A 26,690-nucleotide genomic window follows, 5' to 3' on the forward strand; every position below is an offset into this window, starting at 1 on the left:
AGAAATATAGGAGAGTGGACAAATGAGCATCGCAGTTGTAACCGATAGTACAGCTTATTTATCGCCCGAAGAACGTAAGAGGCATAATATTTATATGATTCCTTTAAGCGTCACATTGGATGACGGTGTATTTGAAGAGGAATTTGAAATTCAAGCAGAAGAATTTTATACAAAAGTGCGTGAAGCAAAAACATTTCCTAAAACTTCTCAGCCCTCCATTGGCAAATTCATCGAGTTATTTGAAATGTTAGCAAAAGACTATGATGAAGTTATTTGCATACATTTATCCAGCGGCATCAGCGGCACTTATCAAAGTGCTTTGCAAGCCGGAAACTTGGTGGAGGGTATTACGATACATGGCTTTGATAGCGAAATTTCCTGCGCACCCCAAGGATTTTATGCGTTGCAGGCAGCGAAAATGGCCAAAGAAGGAAAAACTTCTGCTGAGATTTTAGAGACTTTAGAAGAGTTAAAAAGGCAAATGAGGGCTTATTTTATTGTGGATGACTTGTCCCATTTGCAAAGAGGAGGAAGACTATCTTCAGCGGCAGCAATAGTAGGCGGATTGCTGCAAATTAAACCGATTCTTCATTTTGAAAATAAAGTCATCGTACCTTATGAAAAGATTCGCACAAAGAAAAAAGCCATGAACCGAGTGGAAGAGCTGCTCGCGCAAGATGCAGAAAAATATGAACGCATTTATGCTATGTTGATACATGCCAATCGTGAGCAGGAAGCGCGGGAATGGATGGCGAAATTGCAAGAAAAGTTTCCAAACGTGGAATTTTCTTTAAGCTATTTTGGCCCTGTGATTGGCACACATTTAGGAGAAGGTTCTTTAGGATTAGGGTGGGTGCCGGAAATCAAAAAATAAAAAACGTAGCCTCTACTGCTAGAGTAGAGGTTTTTTATTTGCATTGAAAAGGAGGCATTGTATGAAATATAAAGGAATCATCGCAGAGCCTGAAATGCGGGATTTCTTTGCCGGTAAAATATGTCCGCCAGAACACACGCCTTTTTCAAAAGAAAAAATCCATCAATATATTGAAAAATGCTTTTTGAAAATAACACCAGCCATATCAATAGAACAATCAATCTTCTCTAAGAAAAAATACATATGCAATCGATGCCTTAATGACAACCAAGAAGAATTTGTAGAATTTGACTGTGCCCGATGCGGAAAAGTCTGCGTTTATTGCAGGCATTGCATCAATATGGGGAGAATGACGAGTTGTACGGAGCTGCTTCTTTGGAATGGTCCGATGCCCAAATTTCCAAAACGCCACGATTTCAAATGGAATGGCACTTTTACAAAGCTGCAGCAAAAGGCTTCAAATGAATTGTTAGAAAGCATGAAAGAACGGAGAAACCATCTTCTTCATGCGGTGTGTGGTGCAGGAAAGACGGAGATTTTATTTCCCGCCGTTTTCCATTGTTTGCAGAAAGGTTTAAGAATTTGTATTGCCTCCCCAAGAACAGATGTTGTATTAGAGTTATTTCCCCGGTTTCAACAAGTTTTTCCGAATACTATTATTCACGCTTTGTATGGAGATGCACCAAAGCAAAAGGGACTTGCGCAGCTTGTCATCGCCACTACGCATCAGCTTTATCGCTTTGAGAAGGCCTTTGATGTTGTCATTGTGGATGAAGCCGATGCTTTTCCCTATACCTTTGATTTAACTTTGCAAAAAGCTGTTAGGAAGGCGAAAAGGCAAGGGGCTCCTGTTGCGCTTGTCACGGCCACGCCATCTGTTGCCCTTTTGTCGAAAGCGAAGAAAGAGGGATGGGGATACTCTTTTATTTCAAAAAGATATCATGGCCACCCGCTTCCTGTCCCACGCTTTGAGCCTCTTTGGTTTTACGAACGGCAAATCAACAAAGGGAGAATACCAAAAAAACTAGCCCAGTGGACGAAAATACGTATAGAGCGCAAGGAGCCGTTTTTTATTTTCTTTCCGACCGTTCAACTCATGCAACAGGCGGGACCATTATTTCAACAAATCCACCCTGATATATTAAGCGTCCATGCCAAAGATCCAGATAGAAAAGAAAAAGTCATGAAACTGCGGAATGAAGAAATACCTGGGTTATTAACAACTACAATTCTTGAGAGGGGCGTGACTATTCGAAATGTACAGGTGGCGGTTGTGGGAGCGGAGTCAAAAATCTTCACATCCAGCGCATTAATTCAAATCAGCGGGCGTGTTGGAAGAAATGCCAACTATCCAAAAGGGGATATCGTTTTTTTTCATCATGGAATCTCAGCCCAAATGGATGCGGCAAGAAATGAAATTCTAAGATTAAACTGGGAAGGAGGGCCAAATGAACCGCACGGAAATTAAAAATTGTTTGCTTTGCAATAAACCGCTGCACACTCAAATGGATTGGAAGCGGCTTTTCATCAGATCTTTTCCAAAAACCATTTGCCAAGAATGCGAAGAAAAATTTGAGCCGTATTCTCATGAACAAAAAGATGAAGTAGTTTCCTTATATCACTACAATAAGGCGATGCAAGATTTCTTGCACCGATATAAATTCATGCATGATGTGCTGCTTGCAAAAGTATTTTCTGAAAAAATCCACCATCACTTAAAAAACAGAAAAGAACTGATCGTACCTATTCCAATTCACCCGGAAAAATTAAAAGAACGCACCTTCTCCCACGTAGATGAATTGCTTAAGCAAGCGCAAATCCCTTTTGTTCATCTTCTTGAAAAAACGACGACAGAAACTCAAGGGGGAAAGACAAGGGAACAACGGCTAAAAACGCCCCAACTTTTTCGGTTAAAAGAAAATGTGCAAATCTACGGAAAAGAAATTCTTTTAGTAGATGACATTTATACAACCGGAACGACAATTCAGCATGCTAAAAAAGCGCTTATAGAAGGAGGGGCAAAATCAGTAAAAGCCTTTACCCTCATAAAAGTTGGAGGATTTCATAACTAAATTTTTTTAATATAAAATGTGAAAAATGAGTGAATATCATTTACAAAGCTAGTTACTTGATAATAGTATAACTTTATCAGAATATGACATTTTGCATCGTTCGTGTATAATCATATTAAAGTTTACGTTTTTTATTTGAGAGGGGGGCTATTTTTGGGTGAAGTCCGGACTTGTCCAAGCTGCGGCGAGTTTTTTAATTATGTCGGAGTAAGAGACGTTTGTTATAAATGCGCGCAAAAAGAAGAAGAAATGTATCAAATGGTTTATCGATTCTTAAGAAAAAGAGAAAATCGTGCGGCAACAGTGGAGCGGATTGTTGAGGCCACTGGTGTAGATAAGGAATTATTATATAAATGGGTTCGCAAAGGTCGCCTTCATCCTGCGGTTTTTCCGAACTTGGGCTACCCATGTGATAATTGCGGCCGTTTGACGACAACCGGAAAACTTTGCGAACGTTGTGCAAAAGAATTGAAAGATGATTTGCGCGCTTTTGAAGCGGCGAAAGAATTCAGGGAAAATATCCAGAAGAGCGAACGCGCTACATATTTATCGAATCAGGATAAAAAAGAGAAATGAATACACTGCAAGTTGCTCACATCACCATTGTTGGTATACGAATGATGGTGCTAAATGTGAGTTTTTTTTATTTTATTCATTTAACATTTTCTTGAACAGACCGAAATAATAGTTAGACAGGTTATGAAGGGGGCTAACTTGTGAAGATATATCCAATAAATACCAATTCGGTAAATCCGTATAACAAGACCTATCGGAACGTAAATGCTCCAAAAGCAAAGTCTTCAAATGTGGATAAAATCGAAATTTCAAATGTAGCGAAAGAGTTGCATGTAGTATCTGATTACAGCACTGAGCGCACAGAAAAAGTGCAAAGGCTAAAAAAGGAAATTCAGCTTGGCCAATATCAAGTAGATGCACGTAAAGTGGCAGAGGATATGTTGAATTTTTATCGTCTGAAATAATGGGAATCAATAAAAAGGAGTTCAAAACCATGTCCGTTCAACCGATTATATCGATTTTAGAAAAGCTTGAAAAAATGCATAAAAGTTTGCTGGAGCATGCGTATAGAAAGACGGAGCTTGTGAAAAACAATGACATGGAAGAACTGGATAAAATGTTAAAAATCGAACAATCCCATGTGGCTGCAATCGAACAATTGGAATCCCAGCGCCAACAGAAGGTCGTGGAATATTTTCAGTCAAAAGGCATCGAAGTGTCTAGTGTTCCAACGATTGCGGAGTTATTGGAAGCGGTGGAAGACGAAAAAGAGCGGCAAAAGTTAGCGGATGTTCGCAATCGATTATTGAAAGTAGTTGAAAATTTAAAAATTCAAAATGATTTGAATCAGCAGCTGATTTTCAATTCGCTGCAGCTTGTGAACATCACGCTGAATATGTTGCGCCCTCAGCCTGAAGAGTTCAATTATTCGGAGAAAACTGTACGCAGCGGTAATGTCTTGCGAAAGTCGATGTTCGATTCGCAGGTTTAGTTGATTAAAAAAATCATTCTTGCTTAGCGTGCAGTTAACAATACATAGAACATAGGAAATTATATGGAAGGTCTTGGCCCCCCTTCCTTATGATAAATCGATTTTGGGGAAGGTGTTTCATTCCTTCCTCGTTTTTTAATATCAACTTTGGATAAGGAGGAGACCCTATGCGCTCCACATTTATGGGTTTGGAAGCAAACAAAAGAGGTTTGTTCACACAACAAAGCGCTCTATATACAACGGGACATAACATAGCAAACGCCAATACGGAAGGTTACTCTAGACAAAGAGTGAATATGTCGCCAACATTAGGATATCCCGGAGCAGGCTTAAATGCGCCGATGACAGCTGGATACATTGGAACAGGTGTAAAAACGGACTCTGTGCAGCGGATTCGCAATGAATTCATCGACCGCCAATACCGCCAAGAAACAAATAAACTGGGCTATTGGGAATCAAAAGCTTCAGCAATTAATCAAATGGAAGATATCATGTTAGAACCTTCAGAATACGGGTTGGACGAAGCATTTCGCCTGTTTTGGAGCGCCCTTCAAGACGTGAGCGCCAATCCAGAAGATACAGCTGCTAGAAAAGCGGCAGTCCAACGAGCAATCCATTTAGCGGATTCATTTAACTATATTGATACGCAACTAAAACAAATTCAAGGAAACTTAGGGAACGAAATTAAAGTATCCGTTGAACAAATTAATTCATTATTAGAACAAATCGCTGACCTTAACAAAAAAATCCAAGCGGTAGAACCGAACGGCTATGTGCCAAACGATTTATACGATCAACGGGACTTATTAGTGGATCAATTAAACGAGTATTTGCCGGTTTCCATCGAACGAGTGCCATCAGGCGGAAATGCGTCGAAAGTGGCGGAGGGAAGCTACACAATTAAATTAAATCTCAATGGCCGGGAGATTGTTTTAGTTGAGGGAAGAAATCATGCTACTTTAAAAGCAATTGATGAGAAAGGTAAAGAAGTTGATGGAGATGTGGATGATATTGGTACAAATTCGTATAACCTATTCGATCACTTAGAAATAGTAGATGCAAAAGGTGACACACACAACGATATTCAACAAGATGATTTTGAAGAATTCAAAGGTAAGCTATTGTCTTTGATAGAATCGTACGGTTATAAAGACTATACAGATGGTGGAAAAGAAAAAGGTTATTATCCTGAAATGTTAAAGAACTTGGATAAATTAGCAAAAGCATTCGTAAAATCTTTTAATGCGGTTCATGAAAAAGGTTACAATCTTCATAAAGATACTAATAATACCGGAGTAAAGTTCTTTGAAGAGACTGGAATTACAGCAGCTACGATTAAAGTATGGGATGAAATAATAGCCGAACCTAGCTTAATTGCTGCCTCTGATGTCCCTAATGAAGAAGGCAACGGCAAATGGGCGCGAGTTTTGGCAAATTTACAGTCAATACCTATAGTAGATGAAGGTCCAGTTACTGGCACATCAGTAACATTGCCGGGCTCATTAGGTCTAGATGGCGCCACTTTCCAATCTTTCTACCAAGGTCTTATCAGCCAACTTGGTGTTGATGGACAGAAAGCAAACTTGCTGAAAACGAACACAGAAACAATTCGGTTAACAGTAGAAAACAATCGTGCTTCCATGAGTTCCGTATCTCTGGATGAAGAAATGACGGATATGATTCGCTTCCAGCAAGCATACAATGCCAACGCTCGCATGATTACAGTAATTGACGAAACGCTGGACAAAATTATTAACGGTATGGGTAGGGTAGGATTGTAATAGCTTGACGTCTTTCAAGGTTTGAGGAAAGGAGAAAGAATATGCGCGTAACACAATCGATGTTATCGAATAACATGCTCCGAAACTTAAGCAACAGTTATGCGAAAATCGGGAAATATCAAGACCAAATTACAACGGGCAGAAAATTTACTCGTCCATCAGAAGATCCTGTTGCAACGGTAAAAGGCATGTCCTATCGTACAGATCTAAATAAAACAGAACAATTTACCCGAAATTTGCAAACCGTCAACACTTGGTTGGATACAACAGATGATGCCCTTGATCAAGTTGGTAATGCACTTCAAAGGGTAAAGGAACTGATTGTTCAGGCTGCTAACGATACAAATACTCCAGATGATAGACAGAAAATTCAAGAAGAAATTAATCAAATTAAAAAACATTTAAGAGATTTAGCAAATACAAAAGTGTCCGATAAATATATATTTTCTGGGACAAACACTTTTACTCCTGTTTTTGATTCAAGTGGTAATGTAAATGAACATTCTGTGTCTATTGAAGTGTTTGACGGGATTACATTAAATGTAAATATCGCTGGAAAAACACTATTTGGGAATATCGATACATTTATGAATGATTTCTCAAAAACTCTTTTAGATCCAAATTCTTCAGGAGAGGACATTTCAAAAAAATTAGGGGATTTGGATAATCATATTTCAGCTGTATTAGCTGCCCGAGCTGACGTAGGTGCCCGTCAGAATCGGGTGGAGTTAATGACTAACCGATTATCCTCTCACGAAATCAATATTACAAAACGACTATCCGAAAATGAAGATGTTGATTATGCGGAAGCAATTACAAAAATGATTACATCAGAATCTATTCACCAAGCTGCTTTATCCGTAGGGGCAAAAATCATTCAACAAACGTTAGTAGATTTTATCCGATAAAAATAAACGATTAGCGTTTGAACAATCAGGTTCAAGCGCTTTTCTTGAAATGTAGGTGATTTTATGAAGTTTCCTCAAATTCAAATTCGCACATACGATATCATCATGGATTGGAAAGTTCAAGATCCTGTTCAAATCATTCAGCAGCCGAAAGCAGAACAGCATATTGAGCAGCCAGCTGCGATTGTAGAAATCCAATCGACCCCAGCGAAACTGCTTATTGATACAACTCAAGCCCGACGAGATATTGGTTTGATTGGACCGTTGGAATCGACAATGAATTATGCTCAAGAAGGAAAAAAAGCTGCACTTGAAGGCATGGCAAGACGGGCAAGTGAAGGGCGACAAATGATGGAGAATGCAGGAAAAGGTTTGGGGCGTCAAACGATTCGAAACATTGCAAAACAAAATCACGGACCAAAACTTCCGAAATACAATATTAAATTTGTTCCTTCCATCGGTTCAGTAAAAATCGATTATGTACCTGGTGATTTAAAAATAAATGCAATCCCACAAAAACCGAAAATTGACGTTCAAGTAAACAAACCAATACATGAATATACACCTGGAAAAATCACTGGAGAAGTACTACAATATCCAAGAGTGGAAATTGATGTAATTTTATAGATAGGAGATAGCTCAATGCAAATTCAAACAAAATTTTTAGGAGAAGTGGAAATCGAAGAAAAAGAAATCATTACGTTAACAAACGGACTATTAGGTTTAGAAGAATATACGAAATATGTACTCCTCCCATTAGAAAAAGATAGCCCATTGGCTTTTTTCCAATCAGTCGAAGAGCCACAAATTGGATTTGTCGTTGCCTATCCATTTGCTTTTAAAAAAGACTATGCATTTGATATTGGAGAAGATGATAAAGAGGAATTGCAAGTTGAAAAAGCAGAAGATCTCATTGCCTATTCCATTGTGACATTAAAAGAACCTTTTGAAGCGTCAACATTGAATTTGCTTGCTCCAATCGTAATCAATAGCGTAAAAAAATGCGGAAAACAAATTGTGTTGCAAGACAACGAAGCCTTTCCGCTGCGCTTCCCGATTGCTGAGCTAAAAGGAAGTGTAAAATAATGTTAGTCCTCTCAAGAAAACTCAATGAATCTATCATCATCGGCGAAAATATAGAAGTTAAAGTGCTCTCCATTGAAGGAGATCAAGTAAAATTGGGAATCGTGGCGCCCAAAAATATCAAAGTCCACCGCAGGGAAGTATATGAATCTATCCAAGAACAAAATAAAGCGGCATTAAATATTGATGCGAATTTAATTCAAAAATTAACAAAAAAGCGTTAAAAGAATTTAGGTTAAAAAATATGAGAGGAATTTTAAAAAAAATAAATAGAAAAAAGATTTAAAAAAACATATTAAACTTTTTTTCTTTCTTACGATATATAAAGTGTAAGGCTTAAGAATAAAGTGCTTGAGCCAATCCACATGGATGTGGAAAATCAAAATTTCAAGGAGGATTTCATAATGAGAATTCAACACAATATTTCAGCTTTAAACACACACCGTAACTTGTCAGCTAACAACAATGCAGCTGCAAAAAACCTTGAGAAATTATCTTCCGGTTACAAAATTAACCGCGCTGGCGATGATGCTGCAGGCTTAGCAATCTCTGAAAAAATGCGCGGACAAATCCGTGGTCTTAACATGGCATCTAAAAACGCTCAAGACGGTATTTCTTTAATCCAAACAGCTGAAGGTGCCCTAAACGAAACTCACGCTATCTTACAACGTATGCGTGAACTAGCAGTACAATCTGCAAACGACACAAATACTCAGGAAGACCGCGATCAATTACAAAAAGAAGTAGACGCTTTAATTAATGAAATTACTCGTATTTCAACTGACACTGAATTTAACACTCAAAGCTTATTAGACGGTACTTTCACTGGTAAAATTATTCACATCGGTGCTAATACTGGTCAAACATTAACTGTTACAATTGGAACAATGGGTGCGACTGCATTAGGTGTTGATGCTGTTGACATTAGTACACAAACTGGTGCTAACAGCGCTATCGCTCTTATCGATTCAGCAATCAAAGCAGTATCTAGCCAACGTGCTGACCTTGGTGCGATTCAAAACCGCCTAGAACATACAATTAACAACTTAGATACTACATCTGAAAACTTAACAGCTGCTGAATCTCGTATCCGCGATGTTGATATGGCGAAAGAAATGATGGAATTCACTAAAAACAACATCTTATTGCAAGCTGCTCAATCTATGCTTGCTCAAGCGAACCAACAACCACAAGGTGTGCTTCAATTATTACGATAATTTTTTCATTTTCATTTTATGGAAAGCAAAAAGCTGAAGCGAAATGCTTCGGCTTTTTTTTACAATGTATAGTCAATCAATTTTGTGGAAATGGTGAATGCCTTATGTATACTCTTATAAAAGAAAAAAATTCTAGAAATATTGAAGTAATCAAAATCAAAGATCATTATTCGAATCGTATGATTGCATTAAACTCTCAAGTTTCTCCTCAAAAAGAGATGGAGAAATTTGTGGGCAATTTACAAAACAATAAATGTTATTTTATAATTGGTTCCGGAAACGGTACATTATTACAATGTCTAAAGGATTTAAATTTAAAATCTAAAATCTATATATTAGAACCATTTAAAGAAATTGATTATCCTGACGATTTAAAAAAAGAGTTAGCAGAAAAAAATATTTATTTTTTTCAATTTGAAGGTATCAACTCTCTTTATATAAGTGATGCAATTAAAAATGCAATGGGAATGGAATGTGAAATCTTATTTCATCCAAATTACGATAAATTAGGAAAACAATTTTTGGAACCAATTATAAAAAAAATGGAAGAAGCTACGATAACTGCTGTCATTAATAAAAATACTGAAAAACATTTTAGATTTGATTGGTTAATTGAACCAATCTTAAATTTATCTTTAAGTAAAAATGGGAAAAATCTTTTGGAATTAAAGGAAAAATTCGAAAGTAGACCGTTTATTTTAGTAGCATCTGGTCCGTCATTAGTAGAAAACTTAAATTTTATACAAAAAAACAAAGATAAAGCCTACATAATTGCATCTGGATCAGCTGTAAATGGTTTAATCAATAATGGAATTACTCCGGATTTTGTTACGGTTATTGACTCTTCAATTATAAATTTTACTGCTCATTTTAAAAATACTAAATATTCAGGTCCAATTATTACAACCGGCACTACGAATCACTTAATTTTAAAACATCATAAAGGAGAATTATATTTTACAAATTTCAGTATTGATACAATTACATCTGAAGCAAGACCTGATTTATTATATATACCAGCAGTATCATCCGTTGCTATTTATTCCCTTTTATTAACTCATTTTTTGGGTGCAAGTGAAGTGTTTCTCGTTGGACAAGATTTAGCTTTAAAAGATGGAAAGTATTACGCTAAAGGTGTACATGAACATGAAGGAGCAAAAAACATAGGAAATATTATTGAAGTCGAGGGGAATATTAGTGGTAAAGTAAAAACTACCCTAAACCTTTCTTCAATGTTAGAAAATATTAATAATGCAGTTTCAAGTATTCAACAGAATAATAAAAATATAAAAATTTATAATTTATCAAAAATCGGAGCGAAAATTAATGGAGTTCCGTTTAAAGATAAAAATGAAATTATATTAAATGAAATAATCGATAAGTCCTGGATTCCACAAAATATCTATACAAAAGAAATTGATTATAGTTTATCTTTAGAGTACTACAATAAAATAACAAAATGTAAAGAAGAAGTGGATGATATTGCCCGTAAGATTGAAAAAATAAATAAAAAAGCTGTAACTTTAAAAGACTTGGAAAAGCTATTAAAGCTTATAAAAAAATTAAGAGAAAACGAAATGTTGGAAACGCATATTTTAAATATGATTTATTCTACTACGAAGTCCATTAACAATATGTTTGAATTTGGCTTTGAAAATAATTTTCAAACAAATGAAGAAAGAGTTGATATGTTAAATAAATTAACAACCTTTGTTAAAGTTGTTCAGCAATATTTAGAAGAGTTGATTCATCATAAAGATTGGCCAGATATGTTTAAGAAGGGTGAACAATAAATGGTAGATGTATTAGAAGTAATCGACAATTATAATGAATATTTGAAAAAAATTCCTAATGGAACCATCTATATTGCAGAATGTTTACGGGAAGAAAAGTTGCAAGAAGCATTTCAAACCATTAAAGATTTCTCTGAAGGTGTTATGTGGTTAGCTACTGTTTCAGACCTACTAAATCAAAGAAATATTGAAGTTACACTTGATATTGAACGAATTAATTCGTATTTAATAGAAGTAAACGAAGGATTAGAAAACCAAGATTATTTGCTTGTTGCAGATTTATTTGAATATGAAATAGCACCTTTTTTTGAAGAAGTACCTTTGATACAAGCAATTTCCTAATAAAAGATTTGAAGTAATGAACGGAGACTTATTATGGGTAAAAAAATTTTAGTTACTGGTGCTGATGGTTTTATCGGTTCGCATCTTACAGAGGAATTAGTAAAGAAAGGCTATAATGTTCGAGCATTTGTATATTATAACTCATTTAATTCATGGGGATGGCTTGACCATTCTCCAAAAGAAATAAAATCGCAATTAGATGTATTTGCTGGAGATATTCGTGATCCATATGGAGTAAAGGAGGCAATGAAAGGATGTACCCATGTACTTCATCTAGCCTCACTTATTGCAATTCCATATTCTTATCACTCTCCAGCTACTTATGTTGATACGAATATTAAAGGAACATTAAATGTGGTACAAGCTGCCCGGGAATTAGGTGTGGAAAAAGTTGTCCATACTTCCACAAGTGAAGTGTATGGAACCGCACAATATGTACCAATTGATGAAAATCATCCGTTGCAAGGGCAATCTCCATATTCCGCTTCAAAAATTGGGGCTGATCAAATAGCTTTATCATTTTATCGTTCCTTTGATACACCGGTTGCAGTTATTCGTCCTTTTAACACTTATGGACCGCGTCAATCAGCTCGTGCGGTAATTCCGACGATTATTACCCAATTGGCTAGTGGTAAAGATACAATAAAACTTGGCGCTATCAGCCCGACGAGAGATTTTAACTATGTAAAAGATACTGTCCAGGGATTTATTTCTATTATGAATTCACCCAATTCAATTGGCGAAGTGATTAATATTGGTTCAAACTATGAAATATCTATTGGTGAAACTGCTGAAATGATTGCCGATATAATGGGTATAGATTTAAAAATCGAAACGGATGAACAGCGTTTGCGCCCTGAAAAAAGCGAAGTAGAGCGATTATGGGCAGACAATAGGAAAGCTAAAGAATTGCTTGGCTGGGAGCCAAAATATGGCGGTAAAGAAGGCTTCCGTCGAGGATTAGAAGAAACGATTGAATGGTTTACTAATCCAAAAAACCTATCTCAATATAAGGCAGATGTTTATAATATATGAATGAACAATGGATTCAATTTGCAAATGAAATCAAAAAAATGTATGGAAAAGATGTTGTTCCTTTACATGAACCGACTTTTGATGAAAAAGAAATCGAATATGTGACAGAGTGTATTAAAACAGGTTGGGTCTCATCAGTTGGTTCTTATGTTACTCGATTTGAAGAAGAATTAGCGAAATTCGTTGGTGCAAAGCGGGCAGTTGCCGTTGTAAATGGTACTGCCGCTTTGCATATTGCGCTTAAAATTGTAGGGGTACAAGAAAATGATGAAGTCTTAATGCCATCATTGACATTTGTTGCGACTGCCAATGCAGCGTCTTATCTAGGAGCCATCCCACATTTTGTTGATGTTTCTTATGAAACTCTAGGAATGGACCCAATAAAATTGAATAAACATTTAGAAGAAATTGGTGTTTTGAGAAATGGACAACTCTACAATAAACAAACTGGCAGACGGATTGCAGCCGTTGTTCCAATGCATACCTTTGGGCATCCTGTAGATTTGGATGGACTACTCGAAGTATGCGATAAATTTAATTTAGTATTAGTAGAAGATGCGGCTGAATCATTAGGTTCTTATTATAAAGGAAAACATACAGGCACGTTTGGAAAAGTAGCCGCATTTAGTTTTAATGGGAATAAAATTGTTACAACTGGCGGTGGGGGAGCAATTGTAACCAATGATGATGCGTTGGCTGATTATGCGAAACATCTAACAACCACCGCTAAAATTCCTCATCGTTGGGAATATGTACATGACGAAATTGGCTATAACTATCGAATGCCGAATATCAATGCTGCGCTAGGATGTGCGCAACTTGAGAAAATAAAAGTTTTCTTACGAAAAAAGAAAGTATTAACAGAAAAATATGAACAATTAATATGTAATTTAGAAGGTGTACAACTTTTTAAGCAACCGTTGAACAGTGAGAGTAACTATTGGTTACAAACTTTAATTTTAGAAGATTCATTAAATCGAAATAAAGTACTCTCTTTTTTAAATGATAATGGTGTAATGAGTCGTCCCATTTGGCAGCCTCTTCATGAACTAAAAATGTATAAAAATAATCCGATGATGGAAATGAATACAACAATGCAATTAAAACAGAAAATTGTGAATATTCCAAGTGCACCAATATTATAAATACGGGAGCGAAATATGAAACGTAAAATTTGCGTAGTTACAGCTACTCGTGCTGAATATGGATTACTATGTAACTTAATGAAAAGGATACAAGAAGATGAAGAATTTGAATTACAAATAGTTGCTACCGGTATGCATTTGTCACCTGAATTTGGACTAACCTTCCATCAAATAGAAAAAGATGGGTTTTTTATTAATGAAAAAGTAGAAATTCTTATATCTTCTGATAGCCCTCAGGGAGTAGTAAAATCGATGGGCTTAGCAAATATTAGTTTTGCTGATGTGTTTGAAAGATTAAAACCGGATTTAATAATTATTTTAGGAGATCGTTTTGAAATGTTGTCGGTTGCCCAAACTGCTCTAATTATGCAAATTCCAATTGCTCATATACACGGGGGAGAATGTACATTCGGTGCTTATGATGATGCAATAAGACATTCAATAACAAAGATGGCAACATGGCATTTTACAAGTTGTGAAACCCATCGTAAACGCGTAATTCAACTTGGGGAGCATCCAAGTAGAGTTTGGAATGTAGGAGCTTTAGGTGTTGATAACATTATTAATTTAAAATTAATGAACAAAGAAGAACTTTTTTCTGAATTAAATTTAGATACGAACAAAGAACTTTTTTTAATAACCTATCATCCAGAAACGAATGGAGATATATCAGGGATTGGAGTATTACTCAAGGTGTTGGAACGTTATAAAGATAAAAATTTAGTTTTTACAAAATCCAATGCGGATAACGGGGGTAGATTTATTAATCAACAAATTTTTAAGTTTGTAGAGAAAAATAAAAATGCATATTTATTTGATTCGTTAGGGCAGCTACGTTATTTAAGTGCAATGAAATATGCAGAATTAGTGATTGGTAATTCTTCCAGTGCACTAATAGAAGCGCCATATTTACATACACCAAGTGTGAATATTGGGAATAGGCAGGCGGGAAGAGAACGTCCAAATTCTGTATTCGATTCAAAGCCGGAATATGAAATGTTACTACAAACTATAGATAAAGCATTACATTTTAAAGGACCTTATGAGCAAATATACGGTAATGGAAAAGCATCTTTAAAAATCATGGATATATTAAAAAGTATTGAAAATTTTTATATCGTTAAGGAGTTTTATGATAAATGAATAAAATTTATATTATTGCCGAAGCAGGAGTGAATCATAACGGTTCACTTGAAATTGCAAAAAAATTAGTGGATGTTGCCAAAATGGCTGGTGCAGATGCCGTAAAATTCCAAACCTTTAAAACTGAAAATCTTGTAACAAAAACCGCTCAACAAGCAAATTATCAAATTGAAAATTTAGGTGAAGCGACTTCTCAATTTGAAATGCTGAAACAATTGGAATTGAGCTTCGATGAATTTGCTCAGTTGCAAGAATATTGCAAGACTCAAAATATTGAATTTTTATCGACACCCTTTGATTTTGAGAGTGTCGATTTTCTTTTCGATGATTTGAAGATTTCAATTGCCAAAATACCTTCTGGAGAGTTAACAAATTTACCGCTTATTCATTATATTGCAACAAAGCAAAAGCCTATTATTTTATCCACCGGAATGGCGACAATAGATGAAATTCATGAAGCTTTGGCATTTATCGCATTTGGTTTTGCCAATCCAAAAGATTTTGTTTCATTGGAACGGGTCAATGAATTTTATAAAACACAAGAAGCAAAAAATATTTTGAAAACATATGTAACAATTTTGCATTGTACCACTGAATATCCAGCACCATTTGAAACTATCAATTTAAAGGCAATGGAGCAAATGGAAAAGGAATTTGAATTACCAGTGGGATTATCGGATCATTCGAAAGGAATATCGGTTCCGATTGCTGCAACAGCATTAGGTGCAAGAGTGATTGAAAAACATTTTACCCTTGATCGAACAATGGAAGGTCCAGATCATCTTGCTTCATTGGAGCCGGATGAATTAAAAGAAATGGTAAAAAGTATAAGAGAAGTAGAATTGGCATTAGGAACAGGAAAAAAAGAACCATCATTTATCGAGCTCGAAAACAGGAAAGCAGCTCGAAAAAGTTTAGTGGCTAAAAAATCAATTAAAGCTGGTGAAGTTTTTAATAAAGGCAATTTAACTATTAAACGACCTGGCAGCGGAATTCCTTCTAAATACTATTGGTCTTATATTGGAAAAGTTTCTAAAAAATCATATGAAAAGGACGATTTAATTGATGAATAAGCCCATAATCATGCTCGGAAATGGTGGTCATGCTTCTGTATTAACCGAGATATTATTAAGTCAAAATCGCAACATTATTGGTTTTACAGCCCCAAAAAAAGAAGAAAATCAGTTTGGCATACCTTATTTAGGAAACGATGAAATGATTTTAAAATATGATTCAAAAGAAGTGGAATTGGTATTAGGAATTGGCACTATTGGTGTATCTGATTTCAGACGTGAATTATTTGAATTACTTACAAATAAGCAATATACATTTGCAAGTGTTATACATCCATCTGCAATTCTTGCTCCATCCGTAAAGTTGGGACAAGGAGTGCAAATTATGGCAGGTGCAATTATTCAAACAAATACTATTATTGACGATAATACTATTGTAAACACAGGTTCAAAAATTGATCACGATTGTGAAATTGGTGCCCACGTACATTTAGCACCAGGAACGACTCTTTCTGGTGGAGTAAAAATAGGAAATGGAACCCATGTGGGAACAGGAGCTTCGATTATTCAAAATATTCGTATAGGAAATAATTGTTTGATTGGTGCTGGAGCAGTTGTTATTCATGATATTAACCATGGTGTAAAAGCGGTAGGTGTACCTGCAAAGGAAGTGAGATGAATGAAAGATTGGAAATCTATTCTTGTTCGAGAAGAAAATACATTATTAGAAACTATGCGCATTATAGATAAATCGTCTTTGCAATTCGCGGTGGTTGTGAATTCGGATGGAATGCTATTAGGAACCGTAACTGATGGTGATATACGTAGAAGTATATTAAGAGGAGATTCCTTAAATGTTAATATCACTAGAGTAATGAATCCTTCACCCATTACTGCTTTAGCTGGACAATCAAGAAATAAATATTTTCGAATAATGAAAACAAAAAAACTAAAGCAACTTCCCATCGTTGATAAAAACAATAGAATAATTGATATTTTATTCCTTGATAAAGCAGTTTCAATTAATGATAATTTAGTAGTATTGATGGTTGGCGGTTTAGGGACTAGATTAAGGCCTCTAACAAATGACATTCCTAAACCAATGTTGCAAGTTGGGGGGAAACCCATTTTAGAAACGATTATTGAGGGATTTAAACAGTATGGCTTCACTAATTTTATTTTAAGTGTCAACTATAAAAAAGAAGTGATTCAAAATTACTTTCAAAATGGTGAAGCATTCGATGTGAATATTTCATATATAGAAGAATCTAAAAGAATGGGTACTGCCGGTGCATTGTCATTATTACCTACAAAACCATTAAAACCGTTTTTTGTGATGAATGGAGATTTATTGACACAAGTAAATTTTGAACAGTTGATGCATTATCATATGGATAATCATTCTTTAGCAACGATGTGTGTGAGGGAATATGAATATCAAATTCCTTATGGGGCAATTGAAACAGACGGAGAAAAACTTGTATCTATAAAAGAAAAGCCGATACATAAAAGTTTTGTGAATGCTGGCATTTATGTTTTAAGTCCCGAAGCTTTAGATTACATACCGAAAAATCAATTTTATGATATGCCAGAGTTATTTCAAAAGTTATTGGGTGAAGAAAAGAAGACGACCGTGTTTCCAATAAGAGAATATTGGTTGGATATAGGTAAGATGGATGATTTTCGAAAGGCAGACTATGAATATAATGAGAGATTTTTAAAGGAAGAAAAAGAATGATTAAAACACTCATTGTTGGATATGGTTCAATAGGAAAAAGACATATACGAATTTTGAACGAAATGGGACATGATGTCTACATTGTATCTAGGCATTTAGAAAATAATAAAAAATGCTATAAAACAATTGAGTTAGCGTTAACTAGTCAAGAGTTTAATTATATAGTTATAGCGAATAAGACATTTGAACATTACGAGACTTTTAATAAAATCAACCAAAGTAACTTTAATGGAATATTATTAATAGAAAAGCCTATATTTTCAAAATTCTGTAATATCCAAAGACCTAAATTTACAACTTACATCGCTTATAATCTTAGGTTTCATCCTCTTATTCAGGAAACAAAAAGCTTAATTGAACATGAACAAGTTCTGAGTATTAATGCTTATGTTGGTCAATATTTGCCTTCTTGGAGGCCGGGAACAGATTATTCAAAAAGTTATTCTGCTTTTGCATCGCTCGGGGGAGGAGTTATTCGTGATTTAAGTCATGAACTCGATTATTTAAGTTATTTATTTGGTTCATGGAGAGAACTTACAGCATTTTGTGGAAAAATCAGTGATTTAAAAATTCAATCGGAAGATTATTGTCAAGTTATGTATAATACTGAAAATAATATAAAAATAACTTTAGAATTAAATTATTTAGATCGAATCGTTCAAAGATATTATACAATTCAAACGAATAATAAAACAATTAAAGTTGATTTGATTAATAATCAAATAAATATTAATGGAAATGTTATTCAATATCCGAAAATAGATAGAGATTATACATATTTAAAGCAACATGAACATATTCTTTCTAATTCGGAAATACCATGTACATTTGAAGAAGGCTTAAAAATTATTGAGATGATCGAAGCAATAGAACGCTCTTCAAAAGATAGGAAGTGGATAAAAAATGAATAGAATTTGTACAATTTGTGCTCGTGGCGGTTCAAAAGGTGTAAAAAATAAAAACCTTAGAGAATTATTAGGGAAACCATTAATCGCACATAGTATTTTACAAGCAAAAAAAAGTGGCCTATTTGATGTTATAGCTGTAAGCAGTGACGATGAACAAATTTTACAAGTATCATTAGATTATGGGGTAGATTATATCATTAAACGTCCTGAGGAATTAGCAAGTGATATAGCACCAAAATTACCAGCAATACAACATTGTGTGATGCAAGTGGAGAAGCTCAAAAATATAGAATTTGATATAATTGTTGACATTGATGCTACATCACCTTTGAGAACAATTGAAGATTTGAAAAATTCAATCGAAATGTTCGAATCTCATAAAGATGCAAAAAATTTAATAACAGCTACACCATCAAGAAGAAGTCCATATTTTAATTTAATAGAAGAAAAACAAGACGGATATGTGACTCTTTCTAAACCGCTTAAAAATAATATTGTTCGTAGGCAAGATGTTCCAAATAGCTATGATATGAATGCTTCAATTTATATTTGGAGAAGAGAAGAATTTTTTAATGCAAATTCTGTATTTACAAATAGAACAATTTTATACGTAATGCCTGAAGAACGTTCTTTTGATATTGATTCAGAACTAGATTTTGAGATAGTAAAAATGTTAGCAGAAAAAAGAGGGACGTTAGAATGAACTATTTTGAACTTTTTTCATTAAAAAATAAAAGTGCTATTGTAACTGGTGGTGCTGGGATAATCGGAAGTCATATATGCAAAGGCTTAGCGGATGCAGGCGCAAATGTTGCGATTGTAGATATTAATATTGAAAGAGCTCGTGAAATAGCAAAAGAAATAGAAAATAAATATAAAGTAAAGTCTATAGCAATTTATTGTGATATTACTTCTGAACAATCTGTAAAAGAAATGGTTCAAATTGTTGTTGAGACGTTTGGAGAAATTAATATATTACATAATAATGCAGCAGGAAAATCTAGTAATTTAGAAGCTTTTTTTGCACCTTTTGAAGAATATGAATTAAGCCAATGGAAAGAAATCATGGCTACCAATTTAGACAGTATGTTTCTTGTAGCAAAATATGTAGGAAGAGTAATGAAAGAGCAAGGTAAGGGAGGCTCTATCATTCAGACATCTTCAATTTATGGAATAAATGGTCCTGATAATAGAATATATGAGGGATCTTTTTATTTAAACAGAGAAATAAATACACCAGCAATCTATTCAGCCTCCAAAGCTGGAGTTATTGGACTAACAAAATATTTAGCTACTTATTGGGCGAAAGAGGGGATTCGCGTAAATTCAATTACTCCTGGTGGGGTTGAAAGCGGTCAAAATGAAATTTTTAAACAAAAATATTCCAATCGCATTCCATTGGGAAGAATGGCTAAAGCTGAGGAAATGGTTGGGGCTGTTATTTACTTAGCTTCTGATGCTTCAAGTTATGTTACTGGGCAGAATATTATAGTGGACGGCGGTTTAAGTGCTTGGTAATCTTATTCATAATGTGGCGAGTAGGAATGATATAAGTTACTAATAAAAACTTTATAATAACTATCTATTAGGAATTGACAAATCTAACAAAAGCGATTATACCTGTTGATTTTACCGGGCAGCCGGCAGATATGGATGCAATTATGGAGATTGCCAGAAAACATAATTTGCTTGTTATAGAAGACGGTGCCCACTCTCTTGGAGCAGAGTACAAGGGGAAAAAGGTTGGAACATTTGCTGATATGACAATGTTTAGTTTCCATCCTGTAAAGCCCATTACCACTGGAGAAGGTGGAATTATTGTCACAAACAACGAAGAATATTATGAAAAACTTTTGTTGTTTCGGAGCCACGGCATAACAAAAACACCTTACGCTTTAGAACAAGGCGATTGGTATTATGAAATGGTTGATCTTGGATTTAATTATCGAATGACGGATATTCAAGCTACTCTTGGCTTGTCTCAATTGAAAAAAATTGATGTTTTTTTAGCGCGAAGAAGAGAAATTGCGAAGATTTATAATGAAGCGTTCGCTAATGAACCTTTATTACAAATTCCTGAGCAGCTTGGAGGAACAAATTCTGGTTGGCATTTATATATGTTACAGCTTAGTGACAAACTGGATCGTAAAAAATATTCAATCAAATGCGTGAATTTAATATTGGTGTTCATGTTCATTATATTCCTGTGTATTGGCATCCGTATTATCAAAAATTAGGTTATTCAAAAGGGCTTTGCCCAGTGGCGGAAAGATGGTATGAGCATGCTTTAACGTTGCCGATTCATCCAGGTTTAGAAGATAGAGAAATTGATTTTAATTATTCATAGTTTATTGGAATTGATAAATACTTGATTTTAATGGATTTTTCGTTGTGAGTGAGAAACGATATTTAGTTTTTCAATCGTAAACAAAACACCTCCTCTGTAATCGATAACTCTATCTTACAGGGAGGTACGATCGATTGATATGCGTCATTTGAATTCGGGCTTACTTACAAGACACCACAAATTCTGTCCTAGTCCTCATAAACAAAATCCCTCCCTGTACCTTATCTACAGGGAGGGTAAATTTTTGGATTAATTAAATAAATTCAAAACCGCCCTTACCTTTTCGTTGGTGTTTTTAATTAATAATTGCTCACCTTGTTGGATGATTTGTTGTTTTACAAAATCCACCATTTCTGTTGCCATGTCAGGGTCGCGGAGTAGGGATTCGGATTTTTGAATGCTTTCTTGAACGCGACTTGCATTTTCATGTTTCATTGAAAGGCGATTGTAAGAGGCGCCTGTTTTGGCTAAATTTTTTGACACATATTCTAAGGCATTATCTATATCTTGAATGAGCTTATTTGCCTTCTCGCGGGTTTCTAAGCTGGCATTTTCAAGACCTAATTTTTTTGTACTCACATCAACTGTATCAATGGCAAGATTTTGATTGCTGTTGGCGCCTACGTGTATATAAAGCGGACGATTTTCTCCTAAAATTTTTTGCGTATTAAACTCCATATACTCAGCAGTTTTATCAATGGATTCCATTAACTGATCGACTTCTGTTTGAGCAAGGGAACGATCTTCATCCGTTAATGTATCGCTTGCAGCTTGCACTGCTAATTCTCTTGTGCGAAGCAAAATTTTATTCACACTTTGCAAGCCCTCATCCGTCACCTCTAATACCGAAAGCCCGTCCTGAATGTTTTGCTGGGCGCGAGATAATCCTCTAATTTGTGTGCGCATTGTTTCTGAAATCGAAAGCCCTGATGCATTCAATGATGCGCGAACAATTTTATCTCCACCAGAAAGTTTTTCCAATGTTTTTGTGATAGAAGATTCTGTTTTAGCAACTCGATTGCTTGCATATGTCATCCATGACTTATCTTGTATTCTCAAGCTTGTACCCTCCATCCATGAAATTTCAACTACATATTTTATATCGACAAAATCATTTTAATATTAAAATGGTTTTAAACCTTATTTATTTGGGGGTATGAGTTAATGCAAAAAAAATCAGCTCATCTTGCCTATCAAACTAGCAGTATTTCAACCCTTTCGCCAAGCGAAGTGACATTGCGATTATTGAAGCTTTGCCTGGGATGCCTGAAAGAATCCAAGCATATGATTGAAGTGAATGATATTGAAGGCCGCAACCGAAAACTAAAAAAAGCTCAAGACATTATTATGGAATTAATGAACTTGTTAGATCTCGAACAAGAGGCTTCAAAAGCATTGCTCACATTATATGAATATTTACATCATTCATTAGTAGAAGCAAATATCCATAAAGATATTTATAAAATTACTGAAGTGGAGAAACATTTGAAAAAACTTCAAAAAGCAATGGAGGAAGCAATTAAGTTAAAGCGAGCAAAAATGTCTTTCAATGACATTATTTAAACTTAATGTTTTTTGAAACTATATAAAAATTTTTTTCATTACCGATATTAACGGTAGAGTATATTTTGTGCGGTTTTTCAAAAAAGGAGGATATTTAGTCATGCGTATTTCATCTCAATCCGTCGTTGACAGTTCTTCTAGAAATGTGCCTCAAGATATATTTGTCGATAAAATGAAAAAAAATAATGAAATTGAGACCGAACAGGAAGAAAAACAAATCGAATTATCTAAATTTAACAGGGATAAGTTGAGTCAAGCTGTTGACTCATTGAATGAATTTTTGCAAATCAGTTATAAATCGTCCAAATTTGTTTTGCATGAAGAGTTGGATTGCTACTATATTCAGTTGGTCGATCAGGAAACAGATGAGGTTATAAAAGAAATTCCGCCAAAAAAACTGCTTGATGCTTTTTATGAAATGCAGAAATTAGTCGGCATGATTGTAGACGAAAAGATTTAATCTTTATAAGGAGGATTTTTACCATGGGTTCTACACTGCGTATTGGAGGATTAGCTTCAGGGTTAGATATTGATGAATTAGTTGAAAAGCTGATGTTTGCAGAACGTGCACCTTTAGATAAATTAGAACAACAAAAACAAACATATGAATGGACACGAGATGCGTATCGAAACGTGTACACGCAATTAACTACATTTGATACTTATATTGCAGATAATTTAGTTTTAAAAAGTTTTCTCACAAAAACTTCTACTTCTTCCAATTCGAGCTTGGTTGATGCAACAGCAACTGGTTCAGCATCTGGAACATTAACGATTGAAGGAGTTTCTCAATTAGCGGAAGCGGCTCGTGCTACGGGCAGTCAAGTGAATGCAATTGGTACAACTAAATTAAGAGATTTATTAGGTGAAAATATAAGTCAGAATTATATTGAAATTCGTGCGATTCAAAAAGATGGCACAATAGCTTCAACGGCTACAAAAATTGAGTTTACGCTGGATATGACGGTAGACGATTTTGTAAACAAAATTAACAAAAGCAATGCGGGCGTATCGGCTATATTTGAAAATGGTCGAATGTCCATTACTGCGAAAAATACAGGAGATGTTAAAGGCAGTGCTGAAATTGTCGTAGAATCTGGACAAGAAATTTTCCAAAAATTTGGATTTACTCTTTCGGGTACTGATTCAAAAGAGTTGGCCAATAACGGAAAAAATGCCATTTTCCAAGTGAACGGCATCGCTACAGAAAGATCATCTAATACTTTTAGTATCAATGGTTATAATGTTACTTTAAAAAGTACTTTTAACAGTATTCAAACAATTGCAGAAAAATTCAACGCAGCAAAAGCAGAATTAAATAATGCAAGAGTAAATAAAAATGATAAAGAACAACTGTACATTGACGCTCAAAATAGTTACTATAACGGAGCTGATACAACAAAAAGTTACACGGCTATACATAATACTGCATATTTAAATGCATTTGGCAATGATACTTTATCACTTTCAGAACAAGAAGTATTTAATAAACTTGGAAGTTCATTCTGGAAAACTATAACTGATGCAGAGATTAACGCCATTGTAGGTAAAACTTCTGTAGAGGAGATTAAAGATAGCGGCTTATTTGACAAATTAACTGATAAGCAAATTGAAGCTTTGATAGGTTTAGATGAAGCTACAATCAATAAATTTACTGAACATGCAAAATATCAAGTTTATGGTACAAAATTAAAGGATTTTGATGCAAATACCATTACTAAAATTAAAAGTTTTTCTTACGATAGTGACGAAGAATTAGAAGATATTCGAAAAAGAATTGATGAAGAGTTAGATGTTAGTGATGAAGTCAAAACTGCATTAAAATCTTTATCTAAAGAAGATTTGACAAATTTATTTGCAGCTTCAGAGGATACTTTATCACTTTATCAAAGAAAAGCGCAAGCGGATGATTTGAAATCAAAATATAATGCGCTTGGAGATTCATTCTTTAATGATTTAGAAAATGATGAAATTACAACAATTATCACAATTGATTTTTCACAAGAAGATGCCATTTCTTCTATTAAAGATATAGACGAAGATTTATACAATAAATTAAAAAATTTGTCTCCAAGTCAAGTTACAGCATTAGCTAGTTTATCAGAGGATAATTTGAACAAGTTTAAAAGTTTAGCTGAACAAAATATATCTAGAAGTGATTATCTAAAAGCAAAATCAGAATATGAGGCAGCGGAAACACGTTTGACAAATGCCCAAAATACTTTTAATACGGCATTAGCGGACGCGAAAAATGCGAATATTATTCTAGGAGACGGCGAAAACGCAACGATTGATACAAATTCTGATGCCTATAAAAATGCTTTAACATCTGATTCAGTGAAAATTACTTCCACAACTAATGTGGATGACATCGTTAGTAAAATTAAAGATTTTGTGAAAACCTATAATGGTTTAATTACTCAGCTCAATACGCTTTTAAAAGAAAAGAAAAACAGAGATTTTCCGCCATTAACGGATGCGCAGAAAAAAGAAATGGATGACGATGAAATTGAAAAATGGGAAGCAAAAGCAAAAACAGGCCTTTTGAGAAATGATTCGATTTTACAAAGCGCCCTCTCTAGTATGCGTGCTTTAGTATATGAAGCCAATCCTGCGGTTTCGAATTCCAAATACAATACGTTATACAGCATTGGAATCACGACTTCCAACTCTTACACTGATGGCGGTACATTGACAATCGATGAAAACAAATTACGTGCTGCGCTTGAAGACGATCCTGATGCAGTTGCAGCATTGTTTACGAATGCAGCTGGAAAAAAAGATGATACAATTATTGTAAACAATGAAGAAAAGAAAGTTGATACACGTGGATATTTAACAAAATTACGTGAAGTGTTGTCTAATACGAAGATTAAGATTGAGAAAAAAGCCGGTCGTTCTACTATGACTGAGAATTCGTATTCATTGGGTAAATCATTAATTGAGATTAAAGAGCGTATCGATGTATGGAAGAAAAAATTAGAATCAATTGAAAATCGTTATTGGAAACAATTCACGGCATTAGAAACGGCGGTAAGTAAATATAATTCTAATGCAAGTTTCTTTACACCACAAAATTAAGGAATTGATATAAAATGGATTTGACAAATGAATTATTACAAATTTCAGCAAAGCTTTATCAACTCCTGTCTTCTTCTATTCCAAAAGGTGAAGAAAGAAGTCAATATATAGATCGAATTAATTTTTTGCTAGATGAGCAGGGGAAAATCATTAATGCTCTCAAAGCGCAAAACTTTCAGTTGAACAAAGAAATCAAATCCCACGCCATGCTTATGGAGTTGAATCGAAGAATAGGGGAAAAATTGCAACTGGTAATGGAAGAAGTAAAAAAAGATCTAAGAGATATACAAAATACCAAAAAAAATGAGAAACATTATATGAATCCATATTCTAATGTTCAAGTTATGGACGGTATGTATTACGATCGAAAAAGTTAATACCTGCTTTTTAAATTCCTAAAAGGAGTGTCTATACATGACAGTGCAAAATGCGCTTAATAGTTATAAACAAAACAGCGTTACAACTGCCTCACCAGGTGAATTAACATTGATGCTATACAATGGATGTTTGAAATTTTTGGCAAAAGCTAAAAAAGCAATTGAAGAGAAAAACTTTGAAGAAAAAAATAAAAATATCCAAAAAGCACAAGCCATTATTAATGAATTAATGGTTACACTAAATATGGATTATGAAATTGCTAAACAAATGTATTCATTATATGAATATATGAATTATCGTTTAATTCAGGCAAATATTAAAAATGATATTGCCATCCTCGATGAAGTTTCAGGATTTGTAACAGAATTCCGCGATACATGGAAACAAGTAATTCAAATTAATCGACAGCAACAATATGGAAATAATCAACAATTATAAATTTGTTAGTGGTTTACCCACGAGATTTTTTAAGAATATGAACAAACTATAATATCGATAGATTAAGAAGAGGCTATTCGTCACTTTGAATATATTTAGCTATGCGCTTTGTTGTATAAAACTGAAATGATAGCTTAAAGGAAATAGTGAAACTTGAAATCGGCCACTGTGATCATCCCAGTGGCTTTTATTTTTTTAATAAAAATTTCGGAGGATTTTATGAGAATTTCACATAATATTTCAGCTTTGAATACATATAATTCACTCTCGAAAAACCAGTATTAGAAAAATTATCTTCTGGATACAAAATCAATCGAGCTGGAG

At 34.5% G+C, this 26,690-nt stretch carries 29 protein-coding genes and 1 pseudogene; 29 read left to right on the forward strand and 1 reads right to left on the reverse strand.

What is annotated here, in order from left to right; genetic code table 11:
* Positions 1-22 precede the first annotated feature (22 nt).
* The 24 genes and pseudogenes from DKZ56_RS05375 to DKZ56_RS05490 form a co-directional block, all read left to right on the forward strand.
* Positions 23-874 (forward strand): DegV family protein, encoded by an 852-nt coding sequence (locus DKZ56_RS05375; RefSeq protein WP_208651722.1) that lies wholly within the window; start codon positions 23-25, stop codon positions 872-874.
* Positions 875-935: 61 nt separating this feature from the next.
* Positions 936-2,342, forward strand: coding sequence for an ATP-dependent helicase ComFA (locus tag DKZ56_RS05380; protein WP_245989602.1), 1,407 nt, complete (start codon positions 936-938; stop codon positions 2,340-2,342).
* The gene (locus tag DKZ56_RS05385; protein WP_208651723.1) at positions 2,323-2,946 is read left to right on the forward strand and encodes a ComF family protein; all 624 of its coding nucleotides are present in this window, start codon (positions 2,323-2,325) and stop codon (positions 2,944-2,946) included. Before DKZ56_RS05380 ends, DKZ56_RS05385 begins: the two co-directional genes overlap by 20 nt.
* A 153-nt stretch (positions 2,947-3,099) precedes the next feature.
* Positions 3,100-3,522 carry a TIGR03826 family flagellar region protein gene (locus DKZ56_RS05390; RefSeq protein ID WP_208651724.1) on the forward strand — a complete coding sequence of 141 codons (423 nt, stop codon included), beginning with the start codon at positions 3,100-3,102 and terminating at the stop codon, positions 3,520-3,522.
* A gap of 140 nt (positions 3,523-3,662) precedes the next feature.
* Positions 3,663-3,926: a flagellar biosynthesis anti-sigma factor FlgM gene (gene flgM, locus DKZ56_RS05395; protein WP_208651725.1), complete on the forward strand. Its 264-nt coding sequence runs from the start codon at positions 3,663-3,665 to the stop codon at positions 3,924-3,926.
* A 29-nt stretch (positions 3,927-3,955) separates the two neighbouring features.
* Positions 3,956-4,453, forward strand: coding sequence for a flagellar protein FlgN (locus DKZ56_RS05400; protein ID WP_208651726.1), 498 nt, complete (start codon positions 3,956-3,958; stop codon positions 4,451-4,453).
* A gap of 167 nt (positions 4,454-4,620) precedes the next feature.
* The gene (flgK, locus tag DKZ56_RS05405; protein ID WP_208651727.1) at positions 4,621-6,234 is read left to right on the forward strand and encodes a flagellar hook-associated protein FlgK; all 1,614 of its coding nucleotides are present in this window, start codon (positions 4,621-4,623) and stop codon (positions 6,232-6,234) included.
* A gap of 41 nt (positions 6,235-6,275) precedes the next feature.
* The gene (flgL, locus tag DKZ56_RS05410; protein ID WP_208651728.1) at positions 6,276-7,142 is read left to right on the forward strand and encodes a flagellar hook-associated protein FlgL; all 867 of its coding nucleotides are present in this window, start codon (positions 6,276-6,278) and stop codon (positions 7,140-7,142) included.
* Between the two features lie 63 nt (positions 7,143-7,205).
* Positions 7,206-7,769 (forward strand): DUF6470 family protein, encoded by a 564-nt coding sequence (locus DKZ56_RS05415; RefSeq protein WP_208651729.1) that lies wholly within the window; start codon positions 7,206-7,208, stop codon positions 7,767-7,769.
* Positions 7,770-7,784: 15 nt separating this feature from the next.
* Positions 7,785-8,228: a flagellar assembly protein FliW gene (fliW, locus tag DKZ56_RS05420; protein ID WP_208651730.1), complete on the forward strand. Its 444-nt coding sequence runs from the start codon at positions 7,785-7,787 to the stop codon at positions 8,226-8,228.
* Complete coding sequence (csrA, locus tag DKZ56_RS05425; protein ID WP_208651731.1) at positions 8,228-8,449, forward strand: carbon storage regulator CsrA; 222 nt, start codon at positions 8,228-8,230, stop codon at positions 8,447-8,449. The genes fliW and csrA overlap by 1 nt, the downstream gene beginning before the upstream one ends.
* 180 nt (positions 8,450-8,629) lie before the next feature.
* Positions 8,630-9,442, forward strand: coding sequence for a flagellin N-terminal helical domain-containing protein (locus tag DKZ56_RS05430; RefSeq protein ID WP_208651732.1), 813 nt, complete (start codon positions 8,630-8,632; stop codon positions 9,440-9,442).
* 104 nt (positions 9,443-9,546) lie between these two features.
* Positions 9,547-11,235 (forward strand): motility associated factor glycosyltransferase family protein, encoded by a 1,689-nt coding sequence (locus DKZ56_RS05435; protein ID WP_208651733.1) that lies wholly within the window; start codon positions 9,547-9,549, stop codon positions 11,233-11,235.
* On the forward strand, positions 11,236-11,577 hold the full coding sequence (locus tag DKZ56_RS05440; protein ID WP_208651734.1) for a DUF8042 domain-containing protein: 342 nt from the start codon (positions 11,236-11,238) through the stop codon (positions 11,575-11,577).
* Positions 11,578-11,610: 33 nt separating this feature from the next.
* Positions 11,611-12,612 (forward strand): NAD-dependent 4,6-dehydratase LegB, encoded by a 1,002-nt coding sequence (locus DKZ56_RS05445; protein WP_208651735.1) that lies wholly within the window; start codon positions 11,611-11,613, stop codon positions 12,610-12,612.
* Positions 12,609-13,757, forward strand: coding sequence for a LegC family aminotransferase (locus tag DKZ56_RS05450; RefSeq protein ID WP_208651736.1), 1,149 nt, complete (start codon positions 12,609-12,611; stop codon positions 13,755-13,757). The genes DKZ56_RS05445 and DKZ56_RS05450 overlap by 4 nt, the downstream gene beginning before the upstream one ends.
* 15 nt (positions 13,758-13,772) lie before the next feature.
* The gene (neuC, locus tag DKZ56_RS05455) at positions 13,773-14,900 is read left to right on the forward strand and encodes a UDP-N-acetylglucosamine 2-epimerase (RefSeq protein ID WP_208651737.1); all 1,128 of its coding nucleotides are present in this window, start codon (positions 13,773-13,775) and stop codon (positions 14,898-14,900) included.
* Positions 14,897-15,973 (forward strand): N-acetylneuraminate synthase, encoded by a 1,077-nt coding sequence (neuB, locus tag DKZ56_RS05460; protein ID WP_208651738.1) that lies wholly within the window; start codon positions 14,897-14,899, stop codon positions 15,971-15,973. The genes neuC and neuB overlap by 4 nt, the downstream gene beginning before the upstream one ends.
* Positions 15,966-16,592 carry an acetyltransferase gene (locus DKZ56_RS05465; protein ID WP_208651739.1) on the forward strand — a complete coding sequence of 209 codons (627 nt, stop codon included), beginning with the start codon at positions 15,966-15,968 and terminating at the stop codon, positions 16,590-16,592. Before neuB ends, DKZ56_RS05465 begins: the two co-directional genes overlap by 8 nt.
* Positions 16,593-17,651, forward strand: coding sequence for a nucleotidyltransferase family protein (locus DKZ56_RS05470; RefSeq protein ID WP_208651740.1), 1,059 nt, complete (start codon positions 16,593-16,595; stop codon positions 17,649-17,651).
* On the forward strand, positions 17,648-18,562 hold the full coding sequence (locus DKZ56_RS05475; protein ID WP_245989603.1) for a Gfo/Idh/MocA family protein: 915 nt from the start codon (positions 17,648-17,650) through the stop codon (positions 18,560-18,562). The genes DKZ56_RS05470 and DKZ56_RS05475 overlap by 4 nt, the downstream gene beginning before the upstream one ends.
* Complete coding sequence (locus DKZ56_RS05480; protein WP_208651741.1) at positions 18,555-19,262, forward strand: acylneuraminate cytidylyltransferase family protein; 708 nt, start codon at positions 18,555-18,557, stop codon at positions 19,260-19,262. Before DKZ56_RS05475 ends, DKZ56_RS05480 begins: the two co-directional genes overlap by 8 nt.
* Positions 19,259-20,077, forward strand: a complete 819-nt coding sequence (locus DKZ56_RS05485; protein WP_208651742.1) for an SDR family oxidoreductase — start codon at positions 19,259-19,261, stop codon at positions 20,075-20,077. The genes DKZ56_RS05480 and DKZ56_RS05485 overlap by 4 nt, the downstream gene beginning before the upstream one ends.
* Before the next feature lie 74 nt (positions 20,078-20,151).
* Positions 20,152-20,906, forward strand: a pseudogene (locus tag DKZ56_RS05490) (DegT/DnrJ/EryC1/StrS family aminotransferase); the annotation flags it as partial.
* Between the two features lie 249 nt (positions 20,907-21,155).
* Here DKZ56_RS05490 and DKZ56_RS05495 read toward each other — a convergent pair.
* Positions 21,156-21,965 (reverse strand): flagellin, encoded by an 810-nt coding sequence (locus tag DKZ56_RS05495; protein ID WP_208651743.1) that lies wholly within the window; start codon positions 21,963-21,965, stop codon positions 21,156-21,158.
* Positions 21,966-22,070: 105 nt separating this feature from the next.
* On the opposite strand from DKZ56_RS05495, the gene fliS (DKZ56_RS05500) reads away from it, so the two are divergent.
* The 5 genes from fliS (DKZ56_RS05500) to fliS (DKZ56_RS05520) all read left to right on the forward strand — a co-directional run bounded on the left by fliS (DKZ56_RS05500) (position 22,071) and on the right by fliS (DKZ56_RS05520) (position 26,366).
* Entirely contained in the window at positions 22,071-22,469 is a 399-nt protein-coding gene (gene fliS, locus DKZ56_RS05500) for a flagellar export chaperone FliS (RefSeq protein ID WP_208651744.1), read from the forward strand.
* A 100-nt stretch (positions 22,470-22,569) separates the two neighbouring features.
* On the forward strand, positions 22,570-22,929 hold the full coding sequence (locus DKZ56_RS05505) for a flagellar protein FlaG (RefSeq protein ID WP_208651745.1): 360 nt from the start codon (positions 22,570-22,572) through the stop codon (positions 22,927-22,929).
* A 23-nt stretch (positions 22,930-22,952) separates the two neighbouring features.
* Positions 22,953-25,550, forward strand: a complete 2,598-nt coding sequence (gene fliD / locus DKZ56_RS05510) for a flagellar filament capping protein FliD (protein WP_208651746.1) — start codon at positions 22,953-22,955, stop codon at positions 25,548-25,550.
* Positions 25,551-25,564: 14 nt separating this feature from the next.
* The gene (gene fliT / locus DKZ56_RS05515; RefSeq protein ID WP_208651747.1) at positions 25,565-25,927 is read left to right on the forward strand and encodes a flagellar protein FliT; all 363 of its coding nucleotides are present in this window, start codon (positions 25,565-25,567) and stop codon (positions 25,925-25,927) included.
* 37 nt (positions 25,928-25,964) lie between these two features.
* The gene (gene fliS / locus DKZ56_RS05520; RefSeq protein ID WP_208651748.1) at positions 25,965-26,366 is read left to right on the forward strand and encodes a flagellar export chaperone FliS; all 402 of its coding nucleotides are present in this window, start codon (positions 25,965-25,967) and stop codon (positions 26,364-26,366) included.
* Positions 26,367-26,690: the final 324 nt, after the last annotated feature.

Origin of the sequence: Ureibacillus thermophilus (genome assembly GCF_004331915.1) — a bacterium.
GTDB classification, from domain to species: Bacteria; Bacillota; Bacilli; order Bacillales_A; family Planococcaceae; genus Ureibacillus; species Ureibacillus thermophilus.